Below are 17754 nucleotides of genomic sequence, written 5' to 3' on the forward strand. Positions count from 1 at the left end.
AGGCCCGGCATGTCCGGGCCCTGTGCGTTTCAGGCTGCGCCGTCGATCAACCGTTGCAGCGCCGGATCACGTGCGGCCAGCACCTGGAACAGGCCCAGCGCATGCAGCCCGGGCAGCAGACTGCGCAGATCGGTTTCGGCGACGGCACGGATGGCGGCATCACTGGCCGGGTCCTGCCAGTCGCGGACGCTGGCGAGGAAGGCGCCGACACTGCCCTTGCGCACGGTGAGTCCGTTCACCTGCACGTCGTTCTGGTGGTCGGGAAGAATGTCCTGCGGTCGCATGGCGTGCTCCAGGGGAATGGACGACCAGTGTCGACGCTCGCTCCCGGTGATTCTGCCGTATAACTGCCACCTTATATGGCAAAACAGACACTCCAGGCGCCACTGATCGATCCTGCACTGGCTGATGCCAGCGCGGGGCCTGCCCTGCTCGGCACGCAGCTGGCGATGCCGGGTTCGCGCCGCACCGCCCGCCACCAGCACGCGCGCGGGCAACTGCTGGGCGCGCACACGGGTCTGTTGCGGATCGAGGCGGGCGACATCCACTGGCTGCTTCCGGCCGGCCACGTGGCATGGCTTCCACCGTGGTACCCGCATGCACTTTGCAGCGTCGGCAGCTTCGATGGCTGGAGCCTGTACTTCAGCAAGGAGGCCTGCGCGGGATTGCCCACCGCCGCACGCATCTTCCAGCCCAGCGACCTGCTGCAGGTGGCGATGCGGCGGGCACTGCAGTGGTCCGGGCAGCCGTTGGATGCGGTGCAACAGCGCCTGGCTGGGGTGATCACCGATGAAATTGCCGCCAGCACGTCATTGCCGCTGGCCTTGCCCCAACCCAGTGACCGCCGCCTGCGCCGCATTGCGTCGGCCTTGGCACGCGCGCCGCATGACACCCGCACCGTAGAGGACTGGGCCGCAGCGAGCGGCCTGTCCAGTCGCAGCCTCGCCCGCCGCTGGCAGGCCGAGACGAACATGACTCTGACCCACTGGCGCCAACGCCTGCGCGTGCTGCTGGCGCTGCCGCGATTGCTGGCCGGCGAACCGGTCACCACCGTCGCACTGTCATTGGGCTACGACACGCCCAGTTCTTTCATCGCAGTGTTCAAGCACGAGATGGGAGTGACGCCGGCACGGTATGAGGGAGGCTGACGCATTCAACACTCCCGTCGTACCTCTTCGCGACCTAAGCTGCTTGTCGATTTCAAGAGGAAGGCAGATGAAGTACGACGACGCCAGCTGGCATTCCGACGGGGATTTTCCCGCCGACCTTGCACCCGAGGCCGGTGCGACGCACATCGGCATGTACGTGGCTTGGTTGTTGCTGCAGGGTATGGCCGGAGAAGAACTGGTCGATGACATGAAGGACGAACTGCATGCCTTGACCCAGCGCACGATGACACCCGGTCAGTTCCTGCTGGTGTGCGACGGCAAGTTCCTGGACGACATGATCAACGACGAGGCGAACGCATTTACGCTGGAGTACTACCAGGCTGATGACTGTCTTTACCCGGATGACTACATCGAGCTGCTCGCAGATGACCTCCCTTCGATCTACCACGCGGCAGACACCTGGGAAAATTTTGATCGACTGGCGCCGGTGATTGCCCAGCGCTTCACCACCTGGCAGGCAGCGCGCTCCTGAAAACAACGAGGCCCGGGATGACCGGGCCTCGTTCTGCATCCGCAGGGCATGGCCCGGTGCTACCGGCTACGCTCAGCCGGAAATCGCCAGACGTTCGTTGTGGTAACGACGCACGGCAGCAAACCACAGCACCGCGGCCAGACCCAGGCTTGCGCCAAGGTAGACCGCCCAGATCGTGGGGCTGATCGCCTCGTGGCGGATCACCTTCAACAGCATCTGGTTCTGCGACAGGAACGGCACTGCGTACTGCCACAGCTCGCTCTTCACCGGGTAGGCCATCAGCGCGTAGCCGGGCAGCATCGGCAGCAGCACCAGCCAGGTCATGTGGCTCTGCGCTTCCTTCATGCTCTTGGCTGCGGCCGAGAGGAAGGTCAGCAGCGAGGTGCCGATCAGCAGCATCGGCACCATCACCAGCAGCATCTGCAGCATCGAGCCGATGTTCATGTTGAGTTGCCGGCCGACATTGCCGGGCGCGATCTGCGCACTGGCCTTGAACGCGATCAACGTCAGCAGCAACGAGGCGAAGCCGACCACGCAGGCGGCGGCGATCTTGCCACTGACGATGGCACTGCGTGAACCCGGGGTCGCCAGCAGCGGCTCCAGCGATTGCCGCTCGCGCTCACCAGCAGTGGCATCCATCACCAGGTAGGCGCCACCGATGAACGAGGTCAGCGTCAGCAGTACCGGCAGCAGCATCGACAGCATCATGCCGCGCTTGGCCTCGGCACTGGCCATGTCCTGGGTGGCTACATCCAGCGGTCGCGCGACCTGTGCGTCGACGCCACGTGCCATCAGCCGCAGCGCCCCGACCTGACCGTTGTAGGTCGCCAAGGCCGCCTGCAGGCGGGCGCTGGGCACCTCGGCAGCGCGTCGGGTGCTGTCACGGATCACCTCCACCAGCGCGGGCTTGCCATCGGCCCAGTCCTTGCCGAAATCAGGGCTGATGCGCAGGGCCACGTCGATCTCCTGCGAGCGGATCGCCTCGGCCAGATCCTTCGGCGCCGGCGCGGTGTTCAACCCCTGCGCCGCCAGGAAGCGCACCAGGTTCGGCGCATTCTCGGCACCGATGGTCGGGATCTGCAGCGGCTGTTCAATCTGGATGCGTACGCGGCTTTCGGCCAGCTTGCCCATGCCCAGGATCAGCAGCGGGTACAGCAAGGGACCAAACAGCAGGGTCAGCATCAGGGTGCGGCGGTCACGCGAGAGGTCGCGCAGTTCCTTGCGCATCACCGTCATCATGGTCGACATCATGCTCATGCGTGCAGGCCCTCTTCGCTGCCGATCAGTTTCACGAACGCATCTTCCAGGTTGGGTTCGCCGGACTGCGCACGCAGTTCATCGGCACTGCCGGCGGCCATCACCGTGCCCTTGGCGATGATCACGATGTGGTCACACAGCGCACCGACCTCCTGCATGATGTGGCTGGACAGAATCACGCAGCGCCCTTCCTCGCGCAGACCCAGCAGGAAGCGGCGAAGCGCGCGGGTGGTCATCACGTCCAGGCCGTTGGTGGGTTCGTCGAAGATCACGTTGCGCGGGTCGTGCACCAGCGCGCGGGCAATGGCGGTCTTGGTGCGCTGGCCCTGCGAGAAACCATCGGTCTGGCGGTCGAGGATGTCGGCCATGTCCAGCGCATGCGACAGCACTTCGATGCGTTCGCGGATGCGCGACGCGGACAGGCCATGCAGCTCGCCGAAATAGGCGATGTTTTCACGCGCGGTCAGCCGCTTGTAGACGCCACGTGCGTCGGGCAGCACGCCAAGATGGCGACGCACTTCCACCGGATCGCGGGCTGCGTCGATGCCATCGACGGTGATGCTGCCTTCGTCCGGCGTCATCAACGTGTACAGCATGCGCATGGTGGTGGTCTTGCCGGCGCCGTTCGGCCCGAGCAGGCCGGTGATGCGACCATCCTCGGCGCGGAAGCCGACATCGGTCACCGCCTGGATACGACCGGTGCGGGTGTTGAAGGCCTTGTGCAGGTTGTCGGCGACGATCATGGGGCCCATCCGTTGAACGAGGTGAATGCCGGCACGTAGCTCAGCGTGTCCAGGCAGCTGGCATCCAGCGCCTTGGCATCGGTGGTGTCGATGAACTGGCCGAGCAGGCGCGGCATGCAACCGGCGGTCAGGGTGCCGTGGCCTTGCCCGCGGGCGACCAGCGCACGACCCTTCGGCAGCCCCTTGAGCACCTGTTCGGCGTAACGCGGCGGCGTCACCGGGTCCAGTTCGCCGGACAGCAGCAGCACCGGCAGATCGCTGCGCAGTGGCACTGCCGCTGCCGCCGGTGCCGGCTGGTGCGGCCAGACCGGGCAGGCGACGAAGAACGCACGCGCCGCTTCCGGTCCGAACAGCGCATCTGCGCTTTCCGCCGGCGCCTGGTAGCGCGGTGCATCTTCGCTGCAGATCACCGACCACTGCATCCCGCGGTTGATCTGGAAATCCATGCTGCGGGTCGCACCGCGTACCAGCGAGGCCAGTGGCGCGTAACGCCCCTGCGCGGCCTCATCCAGCACCAGTGGCAGCAGCGAGGAATACTGCGGCACGTAGGAGAAGGCGAACGCCAGGCCGACCACGCTGTCCGGGCTCAACACATCCTTGCGCGGCGCATTCGTGCCCGGATCACGGTACTCGACGGTAACCGGCGTGCGGCGCAGGGTGTCCGCGACGCTGCGCAGCTGTGCGCGGGTATCGACCGGGAAACGCTTGCTGCAGGCAGCATCCTTGCGGCACTGCGCCGACTGCAGGGTGATGGCGTTGTCGAAGGTATTGGCGAACTCACCTCCTACCACCAGATCGTTCGGTACCACGCCATCGATCACGATGCTGCGGGTGTGCTGCGGATAGGTCGCAGCGTAGCGCTGGGCAACGCGCGTACCGTACGAGCCACCGACCAGGTTGAGCGTGTCGGCGCCGAGCGCCTGGCGTACCGCGTCCAGATCGGCGATGGCCTCGGCGGTGGTATAGAAACGCGGGTCGGCACGGCCCTTCAGCGACGCAGCGCAGCGTTCCGCGTACTCGCGCAGCAGCGCTTCGCTGGGCGCAGCCTCTTCATCCATCGGCAGCTCCTTGCCATCCGCGCCCAGGCAGCTGAGCGGATTGGAGCCGCCGGTGCCGCGCTGGTCGATCAGGAAGATGTCGCGCTGCTTGCGTACCTGGCGCAATGCCGTATCGACGATGACGGCCACCTCACTGGCCGCCTGGCCGGGGCCGCCAGCCAGGAAGAACACCGGGTCTGGCAGACCGGAACCGCTGTTGCCCGACTCCAGCCAGGCTACGCGCAGGTCGATCCTGCGGCCATCCGGACGGGACCGGTCTTCCGGCACCTGGAACGTGGCGCACTGCGCCTCGACGTTCGCGCTGGCGCCTTCCGTAGCCAGCGTACAGGGACGGAAATCGATCTGGCCGTAGCGGCGGCTGGGCGTATCGCCTGCGCCGTCGGACCCTGCCTGCGGCGGTGTGCTGCAGCCGGCAATCAGCATGCTGGCCAGCAACCCGGCCCGCGCGAAATGGTGTCGTTGCATCGTGCGTGATTCCCCTGGGAATGTTCCTGTCCACCACGACGGTGTGCCGCGGCAGATGTGACCAAACAGATGTGACCCAACTTACACGCGCCGGACGCTGGCGGCGACAGGCGGATGTCCTAGACCGGCGTCGGCACCGCCACCAGGCGGTTGCGGCCCTCGGCCTTTGCCCGGTACAGGGCGGTGTCGGCCAGCGCGATCAAGCCGGAAAGATCGGTCCGGCCGTCGTCCAGCACCAGCCCGATGCTGGCGGTCACCGCCACCGGGCCTGTTTCGAGCAGGGCCGGACGCTGCTGCAGCCCGTGGCGGATCGCGTCGGCCAGCGCTGTCGCCTCGTTGCCACTGCTGCCTGGCAGCAGCAACAGGAACTCCTCGCCCCCATAGCGGCTGAGCAGATGCACGCGGCCGATCGCGCAGCGCTGCAGCACCCCGGTGAAATGCTGCAGCACGTGGTCACCCGCCAGATGACCCCAGCGATCGTTGACCTGCTTGAAATGATCCACATCCAGCAACAGCAGCGCCAACGGCGTACCGTGCCGGCGCGCCTGTTCCAGCTGCAGCTGCCCATCCGCCAGCACCGCGCTGCGATTGAGCAGGCCGGTGAGCCCATCGATCCGCGCAGCCCGGCGCAGTTCCACCAGCATGCGTTCGACCAGCAGCAGCACCAGTGCGAAGCAACGGGCCAACTCCAGCATCACCCCGGCCAGGTAGGTCACGAACATCGGCGTGCCGGTGCGCATGATGTCCTCGCCGGCGCCGGCAGCTACGGGCAGGAACAGGCGCACCACGTACAGCAGGCCCTCGGCGAGGAATACCGCAGCAGCCAGCCTGCAACTGGTGCGCTGCTGTGGCGGGGTGTGGCGCAGCAGCAGCCAGGCGATCCAGCCGTCGATGATCGCAGCGAACACACTGAATACATGAAGGCGCACGACCAGGTTGGGCCACGGCACCAGGAACAGGAAGATGCCGGCCATGAACGCGGCCACCAGCAACAGCGGTCGCCATGCCGGCAGCGGTTGGCCCAGATGCAGGGCCATGCCGCGCAGCAGCAGCACCGCGCAGGCGGCCATCGCCGCGTTGCCGGCCAGAATCGCCGGCACCTGCGGCAGGTAGGGACGCAGCGCCAGCAGGGTCACCCCCAGGGTCAGGGCCCACAGGCTGAGCGTCCACAGCCGCAGCACCGGTTGCCCGCGCAGCACCACCAGCAGCAACGAGAACCCCAGCGCGATGCCCACGCAGAGCAGGAAGCCAAGCACGGCGACGGTGGGGAAATCCAGGGACATGCGGCGCTGGAAGGAGGGCGGCGCGCGCATCTTAGCGCCTTGCGGCGGCCGCACGGACCGTTGCGGCCTGTGCAGGGCCAGGCGAGCCATCGAATCCGGTGGCGGAAAATGGCGAGCACGCGGCCCATGGCGCCGACAGAATGCGCGCAAAACCCGGAGACCCTCCATGCATTCGTGGCAACTCAGTGGCATCGACCACCAGCCGTTCGAAGCGCTTTTCGAAACCAGCGACGACGCCTTGGCCGCACAGGGAATCGTGCGGCGGCGCGCCGGCGACAGCGGCGGCTACCCCTGCAGGATCAGCTTGACCGACGCGCCTGCGGGTGCGGAACTGCTTCTACTGCCATACACGCACTTGGCCACGCAGTCGCCGTACCGCGCATCTGGCCCGATCTTCGTGCAGCGCGGTGCAACCCGCTGCGTGCTGCCAGTCGGCGTGGTACCTGCCTATGTGCACCGTCGGCTGATTTCAGTGCGCGCCTATGACAGCGCGGACTTCATGCTGAGCGGCACGGTCTGCCAGGGCACCGAGGTTGCCTCGCACCTGGACCGGTTGTTCGCCGACACGACGGTGGCCTTCGTGCACCTGCACAACGCAGGGCATGGATGCTTTTCGTGCCAGGTGGATCGGGTGGGCAATCAACGGTCATGACCGTGCGCGCGAACGTGATCGCCACCGCGCTGCAGGCGTGACCGCCAACGCATTCGTTCAGAGTGGCGTGAAGCCTGCGGGAAGGGCTTCACACACGTAGTCACGGATCTGCGTTGACGTGGTTTCGCGCTGTGCATCGCCGCTCGATACTCGCGGCGGTACCGCTCATTGTCCGTCGCGTGGCACAGCGCGGGTGCTGCGGTCACCGCTCTCTTCGACGACCACAAGGATGCGCCATGTCTCTGCGATACACCCCATTGCTGTTGGCTACCGTCTTCGTTGGCGCCGGTGTTGGCGTTGCCGGCAGCGCGGCCGCACACGGCACGATGATCACCCCGGTCAGCCGCGTCTATGCCTGCTTCCAGGGCAACCCGGAAAACCCCACCAACCCGGCCTGCGCGGCCGCCAAGGCAGTGGCCGGCTCACAGGCGTTCTACGACTGGAACGGCATCAACCAGGCCAACGCCAACGGCAACCACCAGACCGTGGTGCCCGACGGCAAGCTGTGCAGCGGCAACAACCCGACCTTCCGCGGCCTGGACCTGGATCGCAGCGACTGGCAGACCACGCCGATCCAGCCCGATGCGAACGGCAGGTTCACCTTCGTGTTCAAGGCTACCGCCCCGCATGCCACCCGTGACTGGAAGTTCTTTGTCACCCGCGCCGGCTGGCAGCCCGGCAGCCCGCTGCGCTGGGCCGACCTGCAGGAATTCTGCTCGCTGGGCAATACGCCGCTGTCGGCCGATGGCACCTACAAGCTGCAGTGCACGTTGCCGCAGCGCAGCGGCCAGCATGTGATCTACAACACCTGGCAGCGCTCGGATTCGACCGAAGCGTTCTACACCTGCATGGATGTGCGCTTTGAAGGCGGCGGTGGTACCACGCCGGTGCCGCAGTGGCAGGATGCCGGGCCGGTCACCGCGCGTACCGAACTGCCGGTCGGCACCACCCTGGCGCTGCGTGTGTTCAATGCCAACGGCAACGACGTGGAACGTGTGGAAGCCACGCTGGCCGCAGGCCAGACTGCGCCAGCGCAGTGGCCGCTGGCGCTGGCCCGCAAGGTCAATGCCAGTGCCCAGCATGCGCGCGTGGGGGTGCTCAGCAACGGCGCGATCACGCCGACCGCCTCGGCCACCGACAACCGCGTGTACCTGAAGGACGGCAACCGCTTCCAGCTGGACACGAAGGTGCCGGACCCGGGCACGCCCTCACCCGGCGGTGACTTCGACCACGTGTATCCCGCCGGCATCGGCAGCTACGTGCCCGGGCAGACCGTGGTGAAGAGCAGCGACGGCAAGCTGTACGCCTGCCGCCCGTTCCCGGAAGGCGCGTGGTGCAACGTCAATGCCGAGGCGTACCGGCCGGGTGTGGGCTCGGCCTGGCGCGACGCGTGGGTGCCGTACTGACGCATGGTCCGGGGGCGGCCGGGTGCCGCCTTCGGTTCATGGAGTTGCCGGCCAGCGGCCGGCACTACCCTTGGGCTTACTTGCTGCTGACGTACTTCTCGCGGCGGATCTGCGGATTGCCCAGGCCCGCCGCCTTCAGCGCTTCGGCACAAGCGTCGACCATGTCCGGGTTGCCGCACAGGTAGGCGATGTCGGTGGCCGGGTCCGGCGTGAACTCCGCCAGCGCCTGCTGCACGTAGCCATGGTGTACATCCGGGTGCGGCTCGGCCGGCAGTTCCCGCGACAGGCACGGCACATACCGGAAGTTCGGGTGCTTTTCGGCGAAGCTGTAGAAGTCTTCGCTGTACAGCAGCTCGCCCGGGCTGCGTGCGCCCTGCAGCAGGACCACCTGCACGCCGCGCTCGGCCATCGCCGTTGCCAGCAACGGCAGCATCGAGCGGTACGGGGTGACGCCGGTGCCGGTAGCGATCAGCAGGTAGCGGCCGTTGTGGTCGCCGGGGTTCAGGCAGAACCGACCGTAGGGGCCGGACGCACTGACCTGGCCGCCGATGTCCAGCGCCTCGAACAGGGCCGTGGCGGCGCCGCCGGGGACGAAGCTGACCGCGATATCCACCGCCTCGCCCGGGCCCAGCGCGTGGTCGTGGATGGTCGCCAGCGAATAGCTACGCTTGGTTTCGGTGCCATCGGCGTAGCTGAAATGGACCTGGATGAACTGGCCGGGCTGGAAATCCAGCGGCTGGCCGTCGTCACGCACGAACTGGTAATGGCCGATGGAGGGCGCCAGCATGCGGCGGTCGACCAGTTTGATGGGGAATTGGACAGGCACGACTTTTCGGGACAGTGTGTAGCCGGGGCAAGCCCTCGGGGTCTTCTATAATAGACCTTCCCCGCCCCTCTCCAGCGCCAGCCCATGGGCGCGAAGGCTTCGAGCTTGGCTTCCCAGAACGATACGGCGCCCGCCCTGCGCGTGCGCGACCTGCGTAAAACCTATGACAACGGCACCCAGGCCCTGAAAGGGGTCTCGCTGGAAGTGGCCCCCGGCGATTTTTTCGCCCTGCTGGGCCCGAACGGCGCCGGCAAGTCCACCCTGATCGGCATCATCAGCTCCCTGGTCAACCTCAGCGAGGGCCAGGTGGAGGTGTTCGGCAGCGACCTGGTGCGCAACCGCAGCGCCACCATGCGCCTGATCGGGCTGGTGCCGCAGGAAATCAACTTCAACCTGTTCGAAAAGCCCTTCGACATCCTGGTGAACTACGCCGGTTTCTACGGCGTGCCGCGCGCGGAAGCCGAGCAGATGGCCGAGGTCGAGCTCAAGCGCGCCCACCTGTGGGAGAAGGCGCAGGTGATGAGCCGCACCCTGTCCGGTGGCATGAAGCGCCGGCTGATGATCGCCCGCGCGATGATGACCCGGCCGCGCCTGCTGATCCTGGACGAACCGACCGCCGGCGTTGACATCGAGATCCGCCGCGACATGTGGCGGGTGCTGAAGGAGATCAACGCCGCCGGCACCACGATCATCCTGACCACCCACTACCTGGAAGAGGCCGAGCATCTGTGCCGCAACCTGGCCATCATCGACCATGGCCAGATCGTCACCCAGGGCCCGATGCGCGAACTGCTGGCCAAGCTTGATGTGGAAGGCTTCCTGCTGGACATCGACGGCGCCCTGCCGGCCCAGCTGCCGGTGATCGAGGGTGCGACCCTGATCGCCACCGACAGCCACACGCTGGACATCGACATGCCGCGCGCGATGGATCTGAACCGCGTGTTCGAGGCACTGAACGCAGCGGGCATCCGCGTGCGTTCGATGCGTACCAAGAGCAACCGCCTGGAGGAACTGTTCGTGCGCCTCACCGGCAACCAGGAGACATCCGCATGAGCAGCACCCCGACCCCGGTCCTGACCGACGGCCAGCGCAACCGCATCGCACTGATGACCATCGTGCGCCGCGAAGTCGCCCGCATCATGCGCATCTGGGGCCAGACCCTGGTGCCGCCGGCGATCACCATGACCCTGTACTTCCTGATCTTCGGCGGCCTGATCGGCTCGCGCGTGGGCGACATGGGCGGCTACACCTACATGCAGTTCATCGTGCCGGGCCTGGTGATGATGAGCGTGATCCAGAACAGTTACGGCAACATCAGTTCGTCGTTCTTCGGCGCCAAGTTCGGCCGCCACGTGGAAGAACTGCTGGTCAGCCCGATGCCGAACTGGGTGATCCTGTGGGGCTACGTGGCCGGTGCGGTGCTGCGCGGGCTGATGGTCGGCGTGATCGTGCTGATCATCGCGATGTTCTTCACCCCGGTGCGCATCCCGCATCCGCTGGTGACGCTGACCACGGTGATCCTGGGCGCGACGATCTTCTCGCTGGCCGGCTTCATCAACGCGGTGTATGCGAAGAAGTTCGACGACGTGGCAATCGTGCCGACCTTCATCCTGACCCCGCTGACCTACCTGGGCGGCGTGTTCTATTCGGTGAAGCTGCTGCCGCCATGGGCGGAGGCGGCCACGCACGCGAACCCGATCTTCTACATGGTCAACGCGTTCCGCTATGGCCTGCTGGGCAGCAGCGATGTGCCGGTGGTGGTGGCGTATGCGCTGATGATCGGTTTCGTGGTGGTGCTGACGGCGCTGGCACTGTGGTTGCTGCGCCGTGGCGTGGGCATGCGCAGCTGAGGATGTTCTGCAGGGCCTGCGGCCCTGCACCCGCGGTGGTAGTGCCGGCCGCTGGCCGGCAACAGCAACGTCAACGTCAACTTCAAAAGCGAGCTATCCGTGGGATGGCGGGGTGGGTCCGGTGGCGGGGGACGCCGTGAACCCATCCATGGGGGCTTGGCCGCGGCATCCATGCCGCGGACACCCCCGCCACCGGACCCACCCCGCCTTCGACAGTTTCCCGATGCTGTTGGAACGGCGGTCTGTGCTGCTGTTGGTAGGTGTCGACCTTGGTCGACACGGTAGATCCACGCCATGCGTGGATGGCTGGAGATCATGTAGAGCCGAGCCAATGCTCGGCTCTTTTTGTTTGCGATCTGGTGGATGGGGATCCACCGGAAAGATGATCGAGAGAACCGAACGAAGCGACCCGCTGTTGCTTTTGATTTTCTTCTTTCTTCTCCGTGGTGGACGCACACGGAACACGTCCGTGGCCGGGTGGGTAGGTTGCGCAGGGGCGTGAGCCGCATGGATGCGGCGACCGAGCCTACAAGGACGTATTTACGGCGTCCCCTGCGCACCCTACCCACCCGGCCAACCTCATGAACAGCGCTTTTCGCGAACCACCACGAGGGGCGCAGCCGTTGGCCGCAAACTCCGGCACAATCACAGCAGTGAATCTCCCAACTGCGGTGAGCGTGCAATGCGTATCCTGATCCTCGGCGCCGGCGGTACCGGCGGTTACTTCGGCGGTCGCCTGGCCCAGGCGGGCGTGGACGTGACCTTCCTCGTGCGCCCTGCCCGCGCCGCGCAACTGGATCGTGATGGTCTGGTGCTGCGCAGCCCGGTGGGTGACGCCACGTTCCCGGTGCAGCATGTCACCGCAGATGCCCTGGCGACGCTGGCTGCAGACAAGCCGTTCGATCTGGTGATCCTCAGCTGCAAGGCCTACGACCTGGACAGCTCGATCGATGCGATCGCACCGGCCGTGGGTGCGGACACCACCGTACTGCCGATCCTCAACGGCCTGCATCACTACAACGCGCTCGACGCGCGCTTCGGTCGCGAGGCAGTGCTCGGCGGGCTGTGCTTCATCAGTGCGACCAAGGCGCCCGATGGTGCCGTGCTGCATCTGGGCAAGCCAGCCAAGCTGACCTTCGGCGAACGCGATGGCGGTGCGGTCTCCGCGCGCGTGCAGGCATTTGCTGCAGCCTGTGCGCAGGCGAATCTCGATCATCTGGCGAGCGAGCACATCGGCCAGGAACAGTGGATCAAGTACACGTTCCTCACCGCGCTGGCGGCGGCTACCTGCCTGCTGCGTGCGGACATCGGCACCATCGTGGCCACCGACGACGGCGACGCCATCGTGCGCGGGCTCTACGACGAATGCCTGGCGGTGGCCGAAGCCGCGGGCGAACCGGTGCCGGACGCTGCGCAGGACACCGCGCGCGGCACCTTGACCCAGGCGGGTTCGGCGCTGAAGGCGTCGATGCTGCGCGACCTGGAAGCGGGCCAGCAGGTGGAAGCCGCTCAGATCGTCGGCGACATGCTGGCGCGTGCGCGCGCCGCGGGCCAGGAAGCGTTGCTGCTGCAGGTGGCCTACAGCAGCCTGCAGGCCTACCAGGCCCAGCGCGCGGTGTGATCCGATGAACCTGCCTGGCCCGTTGCCGAAGCGCCTGCTGATCCTCGGCATGGGCTGGAGTGGGCGCGTGTTGGCTACCCGTCTTCAGGCCCAGGGCGTGCAGGTGGAAGGCACCGTGCGCGATCCGGCGTCGGCACCTGACGATGGCCTGCAGCGTCATCAGCTGAGTGCCGACGCTGCGCTCTCACCCGCCCTGCTCGATGCCATCGCACGCGCCGACGCGGTGCTGTGCAGCGTGCCACCCGATGCCGAGGGCGACCCGGCGCTGCGACTGCTGCATGCCGCGTTGCGTGACAGCGTTTCCTTGCGCTGGCTTGGCTACCTGTCATCGACCTCGGTCTACGGCGACCGCGACGGTGACTGGATCGACGAGCACAGTGCTGCCGATGCTACCGAGCCGGCCGGTATGCAGCGTCGCCTTGCCGAAACGCAATGGCGTGCGCTGGCGGATGCGCGCGGCATCGCATCGGCGATGTTCCGCCTGCCTGGCCTCTATGGGCCCAGGCGCAATGCGCTGCTGCAGCTGTCCCAGGGCCGCGCGCGGCACGTGGTGCGGCCAGGGCTCGTGTTCAATCGCCTGCATGTCGAAGACCTGGCAACGGTGGTGATCGCCGCGATGCGGCGCCCCACGGCCAATGCGCTGTATCTGCCGAGCGATGACGAACCGGCGCCGCCGCAGGATGTACTGGCCTTCGCCGCGCAGCTGGGAGGTTTCGCCCTGCCGCCCGCAGTGGCCTGGCATGATCCATCGCTCAGCGCGACATTGCGGCGTTTCTACCAGAGCAACAAGCGCATCGACAGCCGCGGCACGCGCGAAGCGCTGGGCTGGACGCCGCGGTTTCCAACGTATCGGGAAGGGCTGACGGATCTTGCCGCTTCGCTCGCCGGGCATGGCCCGGCGCTACCGGATCCGGGCGTTCCCGGCTGACGTGCAGTGTCGGCCGCTGGCCGGCACTACCGTTTGCCGATCAGGCCGCGTCGGGCAGGCGGAAGAACGCACGCGTGGCCGCCGTGGCGTTCGCTGCTGTGGTCTGCACATCCTCGCCACGATCCCGCGCCAGCTCTTCCACGATGTGCGACAGGAACACCGGTTCGTTGCGGCGGTCCTTCGGCATCGGCTTCAGGGTGCGCGGCAACAGATACGGCGCGTCGGTCTCGATCATCAGGCGATTGGCCGGAATGTTCTTCACCAGCTCGCGCAGGTGCCCACCACGGCGCTCGTCGCACAGCCAACCGGTGATGCCGATGTACCAATCCTGGTCCAGGTAATCGAACAGCTCCTGCCGCTCGCCGGTGAAGCAGTGCACCACTGCCGGACCGATGTGGCCTTCGAAGTTCTTCATCTGCGCCATGAAATCGGCATGCGCATCGCGCTGGTGCAGGAACAAGGGCTTGCCGTTGTCCGCAGCCAGCTGCAGCTGGCGTTCAAACGCGCGGTGCTGCGCCGGACGCGGCGAGAAATCGCGGAAATAGTCCAGCCCGCACTCGCCTACCGCCACGACTTCAGGGTGGGCATGCAGCGCGCGCATCTCCGCATCGCACTCGTCGGTGTATTCCACCGCGTGGTGCGGGTGCACGCCGGCGGTGGCGTACAGGAACCCCGGGTGCTGCTGCGCCAGCTGCACGGCCAGCGGCGAATGCTCGCGGCTGGCACCGGTGATGATCATCTGCACCACACCGACCTGCCGTGCGCGGTCCAGCACGGCATCGCGGTCGCGGTCGAAGGAGTCGTGGGTCAGGTTGGCGCCGATATCGATCAGATGCATGGGGGCAGCAGAGACAGGAAAACCCGCGCATTGTACCCGTGCCCGCCATGGCCCCTTATCCTTTGCACATGAACGTCCCGCAATTCCCCATCTCCCCGCTGCTGCCGCAGATCCAGCAGCACCTGGCCATGCACCCACGGCTGGTGCTGGAAGCCCCGCCCGGCGCCGGCAAGACCACCCAGGTGCCGTTGGCGCTGCTCGATGCGCCCTGGCTGCAGGGCCGCAGGATCATCCTGCTGGAACCGCGCCGGGTGGCCGCGCGTAGTGCCGCGATGTTCATGGCGCGCCAGCTCGGCGAGGAGGTCGGCGGCATCGTCGGCTATCGCATCCGCTTCGAGAACAAGGTATCGGCGCGCACCCGCATCGAGGTGGTCACCGAAGGCATCCTGACCCGGATGCTGCAGGACGACCCGATGCTGGAAACCGTCGGCGCGATCCTGTTCGATGAATTCCACGAGCGCCACCTCAGCGGCGATCTAGGCCTGGCGCTGGCCCTGGACGTGCAGTCGCAGCTGCGCGACGACCTGCGGCTGCTGGTGATGTCGGCGACGCTGGACGGTGAGCGCCTGGCCCGCTTCCTCGATGCACCACGACTGAGCAGTGAGGGCCGCAGCTATCCGGTGGCGATCAGCCACTTCCCGGCGCGGCGGGACGAGGCACTGGAGCTGCAGGTGCGGCGCGCCGTGCAGCAGGCGCTGGCCGAGCACCCCGGCGACCTGCTGGTGTTCCTGCCCGGCCAGCGTGAGATCGCACGCGTGCAGGCCGGCCTGCAGGACAGCCTTGATGGCGCTGCAGTGGACGTGCTGGCCCTGCACGGTGAACTGCCGGTGGAACAGCAGGCGCGCGTGCTGCAGGCCTCCAGCGATGGCCGCCGCCGCGTGGTGCTGGCCACCAACGTGGCCGAATCCTCGGTGACGCTGCCCGGCGTGCGTGTAGTGATCGACAGCGGCCAGGCACGCGAGCCACGCTACGACCCCAACAGTGGCTTCACCCGCTTGGACGTGGTCGCCATCGCACAGGCTTCGGCCGACCAGCGTGCCGGCCGCGCCGGGCGTGTGGCCGAGGGCGTGGCCTGGCGGCTGTGGCCGCAGTCGCAACGGCTGGAGCCGCAGCGTCGCGCCGAAATCGACCAGGTCGAACTGGCCGGCCTTGCGCTGGAACTGGCTGCCTGGGGCAGCAGTGACCTGCGCTTCCTCGACCCGCCACCGACCGGGCCGATGGCCGCCGCACGCGAACTGCTGCAGCGCCTGGGTGCACTGTCCAGCAGCGGCGCGATCACTGCACTCGGCCGTCGCGTGCTGGCGCTGGGCACCCATCCGCGGATGGCCGCGATGCTGCTGGCCGCACCCGATGCCCGCGCACAAGCCTTGGCCGCCGATCTTGCCGCATTGCTGGAGGCCCGCGACCCGTTGCGCCAAGGCGGTGATGCATTGGCCGCTCGCTGGCGTGCACTCGCGGCCTTCCGTAATGGCCGTGCGCCGGCCGATGCCAATCGCAGTGGCCTGGCCGCCATCGATGCCGCTGCCAAACAGTGGCGCCGTCGCCTGCGCTGCGAGGGCGCGCCACCGGCCAGCATCGAGGCGCATGAGCTGGGCGACCTGCTGGCCCACGCCTTCCCCGACCGCATTGCTTTCCAGCATCCGAACGACCCGTTGCGTTACCTGCTGGCCAACGGCCGCAGTGCCAGGCTGCATGAACTGAGCGATCTGCGGGGCGAACCGTGGCTGGTGGCCAGCGAACTGCGCTTCGAGGCACGCGATGCGCTGCTGCTGCGCGCCGCACCGGTGGATGAAGGCTATCTGCGCAGGAGCTGGCCCGACCGCTTCGTGACCGAAGACGCGGTGCGCTGGGATGACACGCGCCTCGCGCTGGTCGCACTGCGCGAAACACGCTTCGACCGCATCGTGATGGACAGTCGTTCGGCCGGCCGGGTTGATCCACAGCTGGCGGCGCAGGCGCTCACCGATGCCGTTGCCGAGCTCGGCCTGCAGGCATTGCCATGGACCGAGGGCCTGCGCCAGTGGCAGGCGCGGGTGGAATCGCTGCGGCGCTGGATGCCGGAGCTGGGCCTGCCCGACTGCAGTGACGTCGCATTGCTGGCCAACCGTGCGCAATGGCTGCAGCCGGCATTCGCTGGCAGGACACGTCTGGATGCGCTGGACGAGGCCAGTTTCGGCGAAGCGCTGAAGTCGCCACTGGAATGGTCGCAGCGGCAGCTGGTCGAGCGTCACGCGCCCACCCGGATCACCGTACCGTCAGGGCTGGAACGGCCGATCACCTACGCGCTGGACGGCGAAAGCGGCGAGCCGCTGCCGCCCGTGCTGGCGGTGAAGCTGCAGGAATTGTTTGGGCTGGCCGATACGCCGCGCATCGCCGATGGCCGGGTGCCGCTGACCCTGCACCTGCTGTCACCGGGCGGCCGACCGTTGCAGGTCACCCAGGATCTGCGCAATTTCTGGGAGAACACCTACGCCGAGGTGAAGAAGGAGATGAAGGGCCGTTACCCGCGCCACCCGTGGCCAGACGATCCGTGGACGGCCACGGCGACCCACCGGGCCAAGCCACGCGGGACCTGAGTGGCGGGGTCGGATCCCTTTGCATGGCAAAGGGCTCTGACCCCAAGGATGCGCGCCGGGGTCAGAGCCCTTTCCCAACGGAAAGGGATCCGACCCCAGCCCGCCCGTTCCTGAATGGCTGCGGTAGAGTCACACCACGCGCCCGCCTGACTGACATACCGTTTACGGGCAACACGCGACACTGGACTTCGACCCGAGGCAAGGACACCCCCGCATGAGCAAACTGACCGTAATCACCGACCGCGCCCTGGAGCGCGCCCTCGACCTGGCCCACACCGCGGGCGATGGCCTGAAGAGCGCTGGCGGCAGCCTGCGTCACCTCGGCCCTCAGGCCAGCGACTGGATCAAGACCGGTGCCGCGCTTGGCGCGGTGAAGACCGGCGGCAAGGTCGCCACCAAGTTCGCCCGCCGCAATCCGGCGGTGACCATCGCGGCGGCTGCCGTGGGCGTGGGCCTTCTGGGCTACGCGCTGTACCGCAAGCAGCAGAAGAAGAAGGCCGCCAATGGCCATGTCGTGAACGGCCAGGCCCAGCGCATCAACGCGCGTGATCGCCGCAACGACACCGTGGTCGACGAACACAGCGATATCGGCAGCGACGCCTGATTGGCC

The 17754-nt window shown here is 67.1% G+C and carries 17 protein-coding genes; 10 read left to right on the top strand and 7 right to left on the bottom strand.

What is annotated here, in order from left to right:
• Positions 1-29 precede the first annotated feature (29 nt).
• Entirely contained in the window at positions 30-284 is a 255-nt protein-coding gene (locus QOL57_RS11950; protein ID WP_089237674.1) for a hypothetical protein, read from the bottom strand.
• A 75-nt stretch (positions 285-359) separates the two neighbouring features.
• Here QOL57_RS11950 and QOL57_RS11955 point away from each other — a divergent pair, with 75 nt between their 5' ends.
• The gene (locus QOL57_RS11955; protein ID WP_089237676.1) at positions 360-1148 is read left to right on the top strand and encodes a helix-turn-helix transcriptional regulator; all 789 of its coding nucleotides are present in this window, start codon (positions 360-362) and stop codon (positions 1146-1148) included.
• 67 nt (positions 1149-1215) lie between these two features.
• A complete protein-coding gene (locus QOL57_RS11960) occupies positions 1216-1641 on the top strand; it encodes a hypothetical protein (RefSeq protein ID WP_089237678.1) in 426 nt (141 codons plus the stop codon).
• 72 nt (positions 1642-1713) lie between these two features.
• Here the strand turns inward: QOL57_RS11960 and QOL57_RS11965 are convergent, their stop codons facing one another.
• The 4 genes from QOL57_RS11965 to QOL57_RS11980 form a co-directional block, all read right to left on the bottom strand.
• Positions 1714-2898, bottom strand: a complete 1185-nt coding sequence (locus tag QOL57_RS11965) for an ABC transporter permease (protein ID WP_089237680.1) — start codon at positions 2896-2898, stop codon at positions 1714-1716.
• Positions 2895-3641 (bottom strand): ATP-binding cassette domain-containing protein, encoded by a 747-nt coding sequence (locus tag QOL57_RS11970; RefSeq protein WP_089237682.1) that lies wholly within the window; start codon positions 3639-3641, stop codon positions 2895-2897. Before QOL57_RS11970 ends, QOL57_RS11965 begins: the two co-directional genes overlap by 4 nt.
• Entirely contained in the window at positions 3638-5164 is a 1527-nt protein-coding gene (locus QOL57_RS11975) for an alpha/beta hydrolase (RefSeq protein WP_089237684.1), read from the bottom strand. The genes QOL57_RS11970 and QOL57_RS11975 overlap by 4 nt, the downstream gene beginning before the upstream one ends.
• A 119-nt stretch (positions 5165-5283) precedes the next feature.
• Positions 5284-6477 (bottom strand): GGDEF domain-containing protein, encoded by a 1194-nt coding sequence (locus tag QOL57_RS11980; protein ID WP_244900693.1) that lies wholly within the window; start codon positions 6475-6477, stop codon positions 5284-5286.
• Positions 6478-6613: 136 nt separating this feature from the next.
• Between QOL57_RS11980 and QOL57_RS11985 the strand changes: the two genes are divergently transcribed.
• Positions 6614-7099: a DUF1203 domain-containing protein gene (locus tag QOL57_RS11985; RefSeq protein WP_089237686.1), complete on the top strand. Its 486-nt coding sequence runs from the start codon at positions 6614-6616 to the stop codon at positions 7097-7099.
• A 236-nt stretch (positions 7100-7335) separates the two neighbouring features.
• Entirely contained in the window at positions 7336-8505 is a 1170-nt protein-coding gene (locus QOL57_RS11990; protein WP_089237688.1) for a lytic polysaccharide monooxygenase, read from the top strand.
• A 76-nt stretch (positions 8506-8581) separates the two neighbouring features.
• Here the strand turns inward: QOL57_RS11990 and QOL57_RS11995 are convergent, their stop codons facing one another.
• The gene (locus tag QOL57_RS11995) at positions 8582-9331 is read right to left on the bottom strand and encodes a ferredoxin--NADP reductase (protein ID WP_089237690.1); all 750 of its coding nucleotides are present in this window, start codon (positions 9329-9331) and stop codon (positions 8582-8584) included.
• 84 nt (positions 9332-9415) lie between these two features.
• On the opposite strand from QOL57_RS11995, the gene QOL57_RS12000 reads away from it, so the two are divergent.
• The 4 genes from QOL57_RS12000 to QOL57_RS12015 all read left to right on the top strand — a co-directional run bounded on the left by QOL57_RS12000 (position 9416) and on the right by QOL57_RS12015 (position 13730).
• Positions 9416-10384 (top strand): ABC transporter ATP-binding protein, encoded by a 969-nt coding sequence (locus tag QOL57_RS12000; RefSeq protein ID WP_162291996.1) that lies wholly within the window; start codon positions 9416-9418, stop codon positions 10382-10384.
• On the top strand, positions 10381-11181 hold the full coding sequence (locus tag QOL57_RS12005; RefSeq protein ID WP_088101854.1) for an ABC transporter permease: 801 nt from the start codon (positions 10381-10383) through the stop codon (positions 11179-11181). Before QOL57_RS12000 ends, QOL57_RS12005 begins: the two co-directional genes overlap by 4 nt.
• Before the next feature lie 682 nt (positions 11182-11863).
• Positions 11864-12802 carry a 2-dehydropantoate 2-reductase gene (panE, locus tag QOL57_RS12010; RefSeq protein WP_089237692.1) on the top strand — a complete coding sequence of 313 codons (939 nt, stop codon included), beginning with the start codon at positions 11864-11866 and terminating at the stop codon, positions 12800-12802.
• A 4-nt stretch (positions 12803-12806) separates the two neighbouring features.
• Complete coding sequence (locus QOL57_RS12015) at positions 12807-13730, top strand: NAD-dependent epimerase/dehydratase family protein (RefSeq protein ID WP_089237694.1); 924 nt, start codon at positions 12807-12809, stop codon at positions 13728-13730.
• 40 nt (positions 13731-13770) lie between these two features.
• Here the strand turns inward: QOL57_RS12015 and QOL57_RS12020 are convergent, their stop codons facing one another.
• Complete coding sequence (locus QOL57_RS12020) at positions 13771-14568, bottom strand: TatD family hydrolase (protein ID WP_089237696.1); 798 nt, start codon at positions 14566-14568, stop codon at positions 13771-13773.
• A gap of 68 nt (positions 14569-14636) precedes the next feature.
• Here QOL57_RS12020 and hrpB point away from each other — a divergent pair, with 68 nt between their 5' ends.
• Positions 14637-17144: an ATP-dependent helicase HrpB gene (gene hrpB, locus QOL57_RS12025; protein WP_089237698.1), complete on the top strand. Its 2508-nt coding sequence runs from the start codon at positions 14637-14639 to the stop codon at positions 17142-17144.
• A 214-nt stretch (positions 17145-17358) separates the two neighbouring features.
• Positions 17359-17748, top strand: a complete 390-nt coding sequence (locus QOL57_RS12030; RefSeq protein ID WP_025877588.1) for a hypothetical protein — start codon at positions 17359-17361, stop codon at positions 17746-17748.
• Positions 17749-17754 lie beyond the last annotated feature (6 nt).

The organism is Stenotrophomonas sp. yr243, assembly GCF_900184195.1.
Classification (GTDB): Bacteria; Pseudomonadota; Gammaproteobacteria; order Xanthomonadales; family Xanthomonadaceae; genus Stenotrophomonas; species Stenotrophomonas lactitubi.